This window comes from Enterobacter sp. 22452, from assembly GCF_052045065.1.
GTDB lineage: Bacteria > Pseudomonadota > Gammaproteobacteria > Enterobacterales > Enterobacteriaceae > Enterobacter > Enterobacter mori.
In genome coordinates, this window is record NZ_JBQEOB010000018.1 from 1 (window position 1) to 11,887 (window position 11,887).

An 11,887-nucleotide genomic window follows, 5' to 3' on the forward strand; every position below is an offset into this window, starting at 1 on the left:
AGTCTGGTAGTCGACGGATATCCGGCTTATGAAACCCTAGCCGCGCAGAACAAAGGGATCGCACTGACGGGCTGTTGGGCACATGCCCGCAGAAACTTCGCCGATCTTTATAAAGCGAGTAAGGACCCCAGGGCAGAAATGGCGGTCAGACAGATCGCCGGGCTATACAGGCTGGAAAAGAAGATCCGCCACCGTCCGGTGGAAAAGATCCGCCAGTGGCGGCAGCGTTATGCGCGGCCAGTGCTGGAAAAACTGTGGCAATGGCTTGAGCTGCAGAAAGATGCGTGCCCGGAAAGTTCCGCGCTGGGTAAAGCAGTCGCGTACGCACTGAAACGACGGACCACGCTGAGCAGGTTCCTGGAGGATGGCGCGTTGCCACTGGACAACAATCGCTGCGAGAGGGCCATCAGGCCGGTGGTGATGGGGCGTTCAAACTGGCTCTTCGCAGGTTCGGTTGCAGCGGGCGAGCGAGCCGCCAGGATCATGAGCTTGCTGGAAACGGCGAAGATGAATGGCCTTGATCCGCATGCCTGGTTGACGGACGTTCTGCAACGGTTACCTGGCTGGCCGGAAGAAGGCCTGGACGCGTTGCTGCCGCTGCAGGGGTTCACCTTCAGGGACAGAGGCGCCTGACAGAAAGACCCCGATGTCCGCACTAAGGACTTGCGCACCTGACAACGTAAATAGCGACAACCCGCATATCACGTGGCTTCAGAGCGACCACACACCAGACTCAGTTCCTGCGCTACAGGCGCGAAACACCTTACTCAGTACTTCACCACCTGACGAACGCCTCCCGGGGAAACCTGAGGCCGATCTCGTCGGCCCTGTCAATATGAGTTCACCGGATGCATACTATCAACGGGATAATGCAGGCGTTTGAAGGCATTTCGGATCAGCGGCATGGTCAGGTAACATCACAAATAAAACAGTATGTTACCTGACGACTCCTTAATGCGGCAGAGCCCCTGATGCTACCTGACGGAACCGACCACTCTCTTCATTTTTAACCGGTATTACACCGGTTAAAAATGATACCCCTCACAAATTAGTCAGTGACTGGTGATACTGAATTCAGGCTCCAGTCACTCATCACCTGCGCGCCATCGCCAAAGGTGATACTAAAGTCTATTCTTTGACCAAAGCTATCTAAAGCCCGTGCTGAAATCGTCGCAACAGAGGCTTCAAATACATCCAGATGGTCATCCGTTGTGTCACCTGAATACTGTTCAATATTACTCCCGTCATGCCAATAAGCTATTGCAGCCCCGCTCTGTACCGTCGATGAAATAGTTTTCTGAATCATCGAATAGCATATAATACGACTGACTATTGAATATACACCAATTCCTACCTTCTGACTCTGAAAACCATATACGTCAATATTGTCATGCCCACCCGTAAATGCCATGCCCGGGGAACGATTATCAATCAGCGCAACGACACTATTCTTATTATAATCACAGGCAACAACATAAAATGTTCTGTTATAAGCGAATTCCTCGCTTTGGTCGGCGGTACAGTTACAAGGGAGTTCGTATGCGGCTTCGTAATTACTTGTACTTTCATATTGATCTGCACTGGGTGAAACCGTCATATTGTAGGGTTCGCCATCCCATCCCAAAATGTAATGTATACTTTCATTGTAATACGGGGTCGATTCAGAATTATATCTGACTGCTCCCACATTATTGGTTTCGTCTTTATATAAGTAGAAACATGCTTCATTATTCCATGTATCAGGATTAAGGGTAAGCAATACACTGCTCAGGGTGCTGACTGTTTTCGTCTCACCCTGAGCATCCGTATAATCGAACTTCAGATACACGTTGACGGGAGTCATATTGCCTTTAGTCGGTTGCAGAAAATACTCATAATGCCAGACTGCGTCTCCTGGCACCTGATTCCAATTTTCATTATTGGCAGGCACAACCACCTGGGTGTCAAAAACAAATTTCCCGTCGTTCGGGTCGCTGTTTCCAAAACTGATCCAGCCATAGTCAGAAGGCACGCCGTTGTCCATATGGTTAGACGAACAAGTGCGCAGCGAGGCATTATTCTGGAGCCAGTTAATCACATCCTGTACGGTTGATATGTCGCCCTCGTCTGCATCATAACTGAATCCAGCGTAAAATTTGGTGCACATCACCCCGTTATTGTAAACGTTGCGTGTACCACCAACGGTATTGCCAAGATCACGGTAAAGCCCCTTCAGGGAAATAGAACTCGGGTTGACAGCCTGTACCACTATGCCGTACTGGCCTGTGGCGTCAGGAGTGGTTGATTCACTGCCGGTATGATAATACTCAGCACTGGCTTCAGTAATTCCGCCGTAGGTTGAATCATTTACCTGCAACGTCACCTCACAGGACGACCACAGAATACCATCAGCGGTGAGAGTGACGGTGGCCGAACTGCCGTTGTCGCTGAGAGTCTGTGTCCAGGTGCCTGCCGCTGCTGATGGCAGATTGACACCGGTAATGGTAGTACCGGCCGGAGCAGCAATGACCAGCTTTGCACCTGTTGCATCCAGGCTGCCCTGCGTATCGACCTCCAGCGTCACGGTGCCCGTCTCTCCGGGCTTAATCCCTGGGTAGCTGCCATCCTCATTTTTTTGTCCGGTAATTGTCATTTTGGCGACGGTAAGAAAGTAGTTAATGGTGCCCTGGATGTTCCCACCGTACGGGATATACTCGGCGATACCATGAATATTAGAGCCTGTAGACAGATACTGCGTGTCTGTCGGATTCAGCTTCACCGTCACCTGGCAGGTTGGCGGCCAGCTAAACGAGTCCGCGGTAACCAGGATAGCATTACTGCCCGGCGAGAATGAATATCCCCCCTGTGAACCTGGCAGAGTCATATACGTGATGGTGCCCAAAGGGTTACCTGCGGCATCGGTCGGGGGAGTGACGGCAAGCTCGGAACCAGCGACGTCTGTCGCCCCTCCGGTATCCAGGTCCAGTGTAACAACGGCCATGCCATAAGGCAGACAGTACGGATAATGGTTATTCACCATTTCCTGGGTGATGGTCATGGTTAGCTGTGAGTCTTTAATCGTCATTGCGTTGTCCTCGTATTGTTGCGGTCAGCGTGCCGGAAGCGACCGGACGCCGTTTTTTGTGAGGCCCGGAAGCCGGGCCTTACCGTGCTTTACGGCTTACTTGCTGTACCCGTACGGGTCGTACACCCGCCAGGCCACCTCACTGTCGTCACTGATTTGTACCACCGAGCCCTGCTGGTCACTGCCCAGCAACTGCACTGCATCCGGTTCACTTGCCCCCCGGAACACGCAGGCCTGCGTGTTTATATAGGTCGAACTCCGGGTGCCCTGCAGTTCGTTCATCAGCACGCTGCCGGACTGGTAGTACAGGGTGGTCGGGTCAGTATCGGTCTCCTTCTTCTCTGCCAGCTGGATACCGTCCGCGTCATAGCGGAACCAGCCCAGCGTCCCCTGCGCATCGCTGAGATTCATCAGCTGGCTGCGGCTGTTGTAGGCCAGCGTCCTGCCCTGTTCATCGGTGGTCATATTGCCGTTGCCGTCATAGCTCAGGCTGAGGTCCCACGCTGTCAACACATCATTGGTGATGTCGGCCAGCAGTGTCCGGTCCGGATTGCCCGCCGTGTAGGTGGCCGTATTGGTTACCGGATTTCCGTCGGGGTCCAGCAGGTCAGAGATGACGGTCCGGATGTTGCCAATAAAATCGAAGGTGAACTGCTGCCCGGTCAGATGGTAGCCTTCCGGAGAGTCCGGGTAGTCTCCGGTGCAGGTGTACGTCTTCATCTGGTTCAGCGGGGTGTAATCATAGGTTTCGGTGCGCAGGGACAGCCCGTCACGGGTGCTGGTCCGGGTGGTCACCTGGTCATTCAGGTTATAGACCAGCACCAGCTCCTGTGAACCGCTGACCGTGCCACTGACTGCCAGCGTACGCCCGGATTCACGTCCCTGCGCATCCCGGGTCACCGTTGTGATCTGTACGTTGCCTGATATCTTGTCGGTAGTGGTGGTCTGGTCCACGCTGCCGGTGCTGTCATAACGGTACGTCACGGTTGTGAGCGTCCCTGCCGGGGAGGACGGGTCAGAGGTCAGGGTGTAGCCCGCCTGTCGACCCAGTCCGTCATATGAGGTGACATGCGTCAGCCCGCCGGCATCGGAGCTGGTCACCGGGTTGCCACCCAGCGAATACGTCATCGACTGACTGCGGGAAGCCGATTCAGTCCCCTTCAGCTGGTAGTCCATCTGATTGATGCGGAGCTGCCCTGATGTGGTGTAAGTCAGAGTCCGGTGCGCAAAATCATCAGCGGCAGTGTCACTGTCGGAAGTCAGGACATCGCCGGTTGCCGGGTCATAGGTAAAAGCCAGCGCAGCCTCCTCACCACCACCCGCATTGGAGATAACGCTCAGAACCGCCTCATTCAGCTCCGTCTGATATGTGTAGGTCAGGATGGCCCCGGCCGGGGTTTTCACCGTTTCCGGTTTAGTCGCGCTGCCATCGCTATAGGTGTACACTGACTGGCGCCCCCCCTCCGTCATGGTGGTTACCCGGTCCAGACCGTCAAAGGAGCGGGTGCCATAGGTGTAACTGTCAGCCCCCGTGACCTCACTTTCCGCCACCGCAATGGCCACCATCAGCTTTTTCGTGCTGTGCGACGCCCAGGACGGCGTCATGACGGAACCGTCAGGACGAGTGACCGACTTTGGACGGTCAAAGACATCCAGCGTCACGGAGGATGTCTGGTTCAGTGCATCCGTACTTCTGACTTTCCTGCCCAGCCCGTCATAACCGGAGGTTTCCGTGCTGTAGACAGAATCCGCTGCATTCAGACGTTCGGTTTTCAGAGGATTACCGGAGATATCCTCTGTCACACGCTGCTTCTGCGTGTCCTGTCCGTCAGTGCCGGTCAGGGAGCTGTATGTGATACGGGTCAGCGGGTCATGCCGGGAGGTTTCGGTATGACCGTCCGGCGATACGGTGGCACACTCTTCACCCCACTCATCATACAGGGATACCGACGCAGCTGCAGACGACGTCCCGTTCCGGTCGTAATAATCATAACTGACCGAACGGAGCGTGTTACCTTCGCCGTCGTAGCGGGTTTCACTGACAGTGTAAAACGCCAGGGTGTCAGAAGATACAATACCATCCGCATCCTGCTGAAGTTGCTTCAGGGTATTACCGACGCTGTCGGTGACGGACTGGCTCTTAACCCCCCTTGCATCAGTGGTCGTTTTGACCGGATTTGTCACCGGAACATACTGCACATGCGGATTGAGGTTCAATCCGCGCTGGCGGGTGATATCCACCTGCAGGGATGAAGGTGAATAACTGTATGACTGAGCGGATTCAAATGGACTGTCCTGGCAGGCAATCTTCCAGGTCATCCGCCCCAGGGCATCATATTCATAGTACATGGTTACTTCAGGAGAACTTTCAGAGACGGTAATATCCGCGGTTCCAGTCCGTTTTCCGGACACTGTACTGTGGTCGGCCCGTTCTTTATGTACCAGACCATCATATCCGGTGTGGGTATTAACCGTCCTGAGCGTGGCGTTATTATCCTCCAGGCTGTAGCTCAGGGTTGTTGTGGTGGTGTAACTCCTGTCCGCTGCAGGCAGCCAGACAGCAGAGGTCGCCAGCCGGGCTGCATTCAGCAGGGTGGTGTCGATCTGCCAGGTCCACGATTTCGTCAGTACTGGTGTTTTATCAGCGCCTTCAGACTGTGTCATTCCGGAGCGGCGGATAAGCGTGGTACCGTTATATCCGTTCACAGAGTCGTAAGTATACTCATACTGGCGAACCGGTGCAGGCAGCAGGTCTGCGTCCGATGGCGTTCCCGGAGTGATGATTTTTGTTTTCAGGTGGCGGACAAAACCGTACGGGTCTCCCGGACAGCTACCGGTTTCGCCGGTCGCAGGATAATACTCCCGCGCAGTCTTTATGCCGGCTTTATTCGTCCGGGCAGTCAGGTTGGCAAAATCATCCCAGGTAAAAGATTGGCTCTCAGTATTGCTGACACTGCCGTCACTCCAGGTTTTTGTATGCGTCAGCGGCAGGGCATAGGTCGGCACCTGCCCGTCAATCACACCATCGTTGGCGGCATAGGTCAGCGCTTCGGTGAGCGTGTGCTGTCCGTCATCGTATGTCACCACCTTACTCAGCAGGGAGTGGAACTTGTTCCAGGTGGACGTGGTGACCTTATTCACGGGTACATCTGCCGTACCGTCTTTTTTAAGCCGGGTCAGGGTTTCGGTCAGAGCACTGCTGTAGGTAAAAGCGCCGTCGTAATGCAGCAGGCTGTCAGTGCGCTCATCAACCTGGCTATTGGGGATGACGGGGTTCCCCAGATAGTTGTACTGGCTTGCATCTGGCGGGGCGAACGTATAGGTGGCGATATAGTCTGTGCTGTTATCGGATAAATCACCGGCCCGGCGGTATTCCCGGACGGTGGTCTGAATCTGAGTACCACCGGGTAGTGTGATACCTCCGCTGGCCGGGTCACTTGCCTCGCTGTAGGTGACCTGCTCATACAACCCGCTGGTATCTGCCACGGTGGAGAGCAGATACATCGGTACGCCGCCGTCGGCCAGGTTATCATAATAGGTGAAACGGGCTTCATACTCTTTCGGGCCGGATATCGTTACCAGAGAGTTACCTTCCTGCAGGAAAGTGAACTGACGGGCCAGACTGCCGTCGGAGGCCAGGGTCACCACGGTACCTCCGCCAGCCGCGCCGCTGTAATCGACGGACGCCAGCAGAGCACCGGTATCATCTGTCACTCCAGTGAGACAGACCAGCATGCTGCCATCAAGAATGAACTGGCTGTTGTCATAACTGAAATACAGGGAGCGGCCTTCCTCTGAGGTGGTCCGGGACAGGTACAGATTGCCACTGCTCTGGTCACCCGGCAGGGCTGCATAAACATGCAAATCACCATTTTTTTGTCTGACGCTCAGTTCCCAGGCTGAGCTGTCCCAGCTAATCTGCACATCCTTCAGCAAATACCCCTCCATTGCCACCGGACCGTCCGTCAGGTCCTCCAGATAAAAACTTTTCCCGGACGGCAGGGTCAGGTGCCCGTCGCCGAAATCAGAGCTGCGCTTGAAAGCCGGAATCGACAGTCCCCAGCCGGAACCAAAAGGGGTCAGGTCATTGATAAAGCCCTGTTGCGGGTTGAAACCAACCTGCAGTTTAAACTCAGGCCCTGCCAGATAGTTTCCCTTCAGGGATGCCAGGGTTAGGGTTTTGGCAAACAAGCCTGTACGGGCATCGGGTTTTCCCGAAAGGTAATCTGAACTATTACGGGCCATGGAATACTGAGCCATAGAGTTATCCTGTGTCGTGTCAGTAAGGGAGCGATGGACAGTGACAGCAAATGTTGCCGCAGTCCGTCTGGATAAAGTTTCTGTCTGGTCATCCGATTTGGATGGGAGCACCTGTACAGCTACAGGTATATTAGAATTAAGTTTTCTGTCGAAAACGGGGCAAATTTTGCCTCGCAGGTGAGTATAAAAAAGTCAGAGTGATTCTGCCGACTGATTTATCCTGTATACCTGAAACCCGTACTGAATACTGTGAGGTGTAGTTAAAAAAATCAAGGATCAAGGCGAATGCATTTAATTAATAAAAACAATGTGTTATTTTTAACTTCGAAATATTCTGAATGCCATCAGAGAATCCGGAGGCATGATTTTTCTAGAACTGTGATGGATAAATCAAAAATAAATTTCTGCCGGTGTGCAGATGAAAATGAAACCAAAGTAAACCGCACTTAACAGACAACGTATTTCATTTTTTCAGGAGAAATAAATATGCGTGATACAGCAATCGGATATGCCGGGCAGAGACGTTCAGGCGTCAGCAGGCACTACCTGCTGGGGAACGGTTACCGGGGGTTTAATCCGGTACTGAAACGCTTTGCGGGTCAGGACAGTATGAGCCCGTTCGGGGCGGGTGGTGTACACGGATTTGCATACTGTGGCAGCAATCCGATTAACCGAAGTGACCCTTCAGGACATGGATTTTTTAGCTGTTTGGAACGGCTACTTGTAAGAGTGGGGTTGAAAGCAGCCAAAAAAGGGATTGTGGCTGAAGCTACAGCTGAAGCTACAGCTGAAGCTACAGCTGGGACTACAGCTGTAGCTGTAGCTGAAGCTGAAGCTGAAACTGAAACTGCCACAGTGTCGAAAGCTCTGGTTTCTGATAACATTACGGATGGGGATATCATTTCTACTGTTTCAGAAAATAATAGTACAGTCCTTCCTCCAGAAGTTCGGGATTTTGATGCGTTGGCTAAGTTTGAGAGAGCCGACTCCACAACTTTAGAGTTTAGAGCAACTTACTGGGACAGGGATAATAAGAGCAGAGCTGTCGAACTGTACAATCTGGCAGATAAAAAATATGGAAAAGAAATTCCATCTGGAAAAATTAATATGAGAGTAGGGAATCTAAGTAATTTTCACAAGAACAATCCGTTGAATAATTATATTGCAAATCTGTCTGAAAATAAGCGAAATGTGCTCTTGACCGGTCAAAATGAAGTTATGTCAACAAGAGCAGCATATGGCAATATCATTGATGAGACATCAGGAACTACAAATATGGCTCGACTATTTTTTTAAGTCGTTCTTAGCTCGAGTAGCTGCCCCCGTTACCTTATTCGTACCCCTTATAATGGGGTGTTAGCCAGCCAGACCCGGCATGATTACTGCCCCCAGTCGTTCATGATCCGAGGGGTGATGTCACCGGGTCTGGTGGGGCGCTGGTAACCGCTAATAGGGGCCAGGTCAGGCACTTTTGCCGAGACCGTCTGTAACGTGGATGCCGGTACCTGCTCCCCGTGGTTATCTGGTTAACCCGTATAAACAGGGAGACAGAATGACCGAATCCACCGATTACGAATCAGTCGAGGTTTTTATTGGCGTTGATGTCGGTAAAGATACCCATCACGCTGTTGCTGTTAATCGTTCAGGTAAACGCCTGTTCGACAAAGCATTACCCAACGACGAAACCAAACTCAGATCGCTGATATCTGACCTCAAACAGCATGGTCAGATACTGCTGGTTGTTGACCAGCCTGCCACCATCGGCGCATTACCTGTCGCCGTTGCCCGCTCCGAAGGCGTCCTTGTCGGATACCTCCCCGGGCTGGCAATGCGTCGCATCGCCGACTTACACGCCGGTGAAGCTAAAACTGATGCCCGCGATGCGGCCATCATCGCCGAAGCTGCCCGTACCCTACCTCACGCGCTACGCACGCTGAAGCTGGCTGACGAGCAAATCGCCGAACTCTCCATGCTCTGCGGCTTCGATGACGATCTCGCCGCACAAACAACCCAGGCCAGCAACCGTATCCGCGGTCTGCTGACCCAGATACATCCGGCTCTGGAGCGCATTCTCGGCCCGCGACTGGATCACCCGGCTGTACTTGATCTTCTCCAGCGATATCCCTCACCCGAAAAACTTGCTTCGCTGAGTGAGAAGAAGCTGGCTGCCCAGCTCTGCAAGTTAGCTCCTCGTCTGGGTAAACGCCTCGCAGCAGACATCACCCAGGCACTGACACAGCAAACCGTCGTCGTTCCCGGCACGAATGCCGCTGTCGTTGTTCTGCCACGCCTTGCACTCCAGCTCATCACACTGCGTAAGCAAAGAGACGAGGTGGCCCTTGAGGTGGAACAGCGGGTTCTTGCTCACCCTCTTTACCCGGTCCTGACCAGCATGCCCGGAGTCGGTGTCAGGACCGCAGCCAGACTCCTCACTGAGGTCGCCTGTCGCGCCTTTGCCTCTGCCGCACATCTCGCAGCCTATGCCGGTCTTGCACCGGTAACCCGGCGCTCCGGCTCCTCCATCCGAGGAGAACATCCCTCGCGGCGGGGTAATAAAACGCTCAAGCGGGCGCTGTTCCTGTCGGCCTTCGCTGCGCTCAGGGATCCGATCTCCAAGGTTTACTACACACGCAAAATAAGCCAGGGAAAACGACACAACCAAGCGCTTATCGCTCTCGCAAGACGGCGCTGTGACGTCCTGTTCGCCATGATGCGCGACGGGACTTTTTATACCCCTACGGCGTCATAAACATGCTTGACAACTTAATAGGGGCACGTTACGACATGCCAGCCTGATGCGTCTGTATCTTCGTGTTCCGTGGTCGCAGTGTATGCATCCGGTGAACTCATATTTTCTTAATTATTTCAGCAGCTAATATCATCGTCATCTTTTACTGATGAAGGATGTTTACGGATGAGACAACGATGGTTCATTGAACAGAATAAACAGCATGTCGCCAGCTGGCGGGCCAGTGGTCTTACCCGCCAGCAGTACTGCGAACTTAACGACATTCCCTTCACCTCCTTTCGTGAATGGCCCCAGGATGTCGCAAAAGCTGAACGACGGGCCAGCGAACCCGCTGTGCTCCCTGTTCATATCACCGAAACACCACCACCTGCAGCACCCTTTTCACCCGCGGTGAATGAGCCCGTCACTCTCTTTCTGCCCGGCGGGATACGGATGTGCTGCCATCCTTCGCAACTGACCGATGTTTTCAGGGCCCTCAAATATGCTGACGCCTGAAAATGTCTTTCTCGCGGTTAAACCCGTCGATATGCGACGGGGTATCGACACGCTGACACAGTATGTTCAGGACGAACTTCAGGCGTCATGGCATGAAGGGACCGCCTTCGTCTTCACCAATAAAGCCCGTTCGCGCATCAAAGTGCTGCGCTGGGATAAGCACGGCGTCTGGCTGTGTGTTCGCCGTCTGCACAAAGGCCACTTCCGCTGGCCCCGGGCAAATGAGGTCGCCTGGTCCCTCACGCCTGATGAGTTCAGCTGGCTCGTCAGCGGTGTTGACTGGCAGCAGGTAAAAGGACACGACCTCACAAAATGGGTCTTCCGGGATGCCGCTGAATCCGCACCAGAAACCAACATAACCTTATGAACAATAATGATTATCCGTGCCGGATGCGGTATAATTACCCGCATGGATATCTCCGTTCTCACCACCACCAATGACATCGAACAGCTTCGCACTCTGGCGCTTACCATGGTGCAAAAAGTGATGTCTGAACAGGCTGAGACAGAAAAACTCCAGCAACGTATCCTTCTGCTGGAAGAGGCTCTGAAACTGGCCCGCCAGCAGCGCTTCGGAAAAAAGGGGGAGACGCTGGCCGGCATGCAACGCTCTCTGTTCGAAGAGGATGTCGATGCGGATATCGCTGCTGTTGAAGCACAACTGGACACGCTGCTCCCGGCAGAAGAAAAAGCCGCCCCGGAACGTCCGGCACGAAAACCGCTACCGGCTCATCTCCCGCGTGTCACAAAAACTATCGAACCTGCCTCAACCGAAAGCTGCCCTGACTGCCAGGGCGCACTGCGTCACATTCGCGATGAGGTGAGCGAAAAACTGGAATATATCCCGGCCCGCGTTGTGGTTAACCGGTACGTTCGTCCGCAGTATAGCTGCACCTGTTGCCAGCGGGTAGTGAGCGATGATATGCCTGCGCACATTATCCCGAAAGGTGTGGCAGAGCCGTCACTCATCGCCCAGGTGGTGATCAGCAAGCACTGCGACCATATGCCCCTGTACCGTCAACATCCAGTGCTGGCCCGCTCGGATATCCATCTCCCCGTCAGCACGATGGCCGATATGGTCGGGCGTGCGGGGGCGGCGCTTACCCCACTGGCAGAATCCCTGCACCGGATGCTGCTGACTCGCGATGTGTTGCATGCCGATGAAACACCCCTGCAAATCCTGGACACGAAAAAAGGCGGTAAAGCCCGCTCCGGCTACCTGTGGACTTACGTCAGCGGTGAAAAAAGCGGCCCTGCTATCGTCTGCTTCGACAGTCAGCCCGGCAGGAGTAGTGCATACCCGGCGGAATACCTGAAGA

8 protein-coding genes are annotated in these 11,887 nt (G+C 53.7%); 6 read left to right on the top strand and 2 right to left on the bottom strand.

The features are described 5' to 3' along the window. On the top strand, window positions 1-633 hold a 633-nt coding region (gene tnpC, locus ACTJJA_RS23750; RefSeq protein ID WP_440669327.1), incomplete at its 5' end, for an IS66 family transposase. Window positions 634-1,048: 415 nt separating this feature from the next. On the opposite strand, the gene ACTJJA_RS23755 is transcribed toward tnpC (ACTJJA_RS23750), so the two are convergent. Together ACTJJA_RS23755 and ACTJJA_RS23760 are read right to left on the bottom strand one after the other, a co-directional pair. Beyond that, window positions 1,049-3,064, bottom strand: coding sequence for a hypothetical protein (locus ACTJJA_RS23755; protein WP_440669328.1), 2,016 nt, complete (start codon window positions 3,062-3,064; stop codon window positions 1,049-1,051). A gap of 96 nt (window positions 3,065-3,160) precedes the next feature. After that, window positions 3,161-7,324 (bottom strand): RHS repeat domain-containing protein, encoded by a 4,164-nt coding sequence (locus ACTJJA_RS23760; protein ID WP_440669329.1) that lies wholly within the window; start codon window positions 7,322-7,324, stop codon window positions 3,161-3,163. Between the two features lie 486 nt (window positions 7,325-7,810). Here ACTJJA_RS23760 and ACTJJA_RS23765 point away from each other — a divergent pair, with 486 nt between their 5' ends. From ACTJJA_RS23765 to tnpC (ACTJJA_RS23785), 5 genes are all read left to right on the top strand, one after another. Continuing rightward, the gene (locus ACTJJA_RS23765) at window positions 7,811-8,620 is read left to right on the top strand and encodes an RHS repeat-associated core domain-containing protein (protein WP_440669330.1); all 810 of its coding nucleotides are present in this window, start codon (window positions 7,811-7,813) and stop codon (window positions 8,618-8,620) included. Window positions 8,621-8,876: 256 nt separating this feature from the next. Next, window positions 8,877-10,073, top strand: a complete 1,197-nt coding sequence (locus tag ACTJJA_RS23770; protein ID WP_440669331.1) for an IS110 family transposase — start codon at window positions 8,877-8,879, stop codon at window positions 10,071-10,073. Between the two features lie 165 nt (window positions 10,074-10,238). Beyond that, on the top strand, window positions 10,239-10,568 hold the full coding sequence (tnpA, locus tag ACTJJA_RS23775) for an IS66 family insertion sequence element accessory protein TnpA (protein ID WP_440669332.1): 330 nt from the start codon (window positions 10,239-10,241) through the stop codon (window positions 10,566-10,568). Then, entirely contained in the window at window positions 10,555-10,935 is a 381-nt protein-coding gene (tnpB, locus tag ACTJJA_RS23780; protein WP_440669333.1) for an IS66 family insertion sequence element accessory protein TnpB, read from the top strand. The genes tnpA and tnpB overlap by 14 nt, the downstream gene beginning before the upstream one ends. Window positions 10,936-10,977: 42 nt before the next feature. Beyond that, the coding region (gene tnpC / locus ACTJJA_RS23785) for an IS66 family transposase (RefSeq protein ID WP_440669335.1) at window positions 10,978-11,887 on the top strand (910 nt) is incomplete at its 3' end.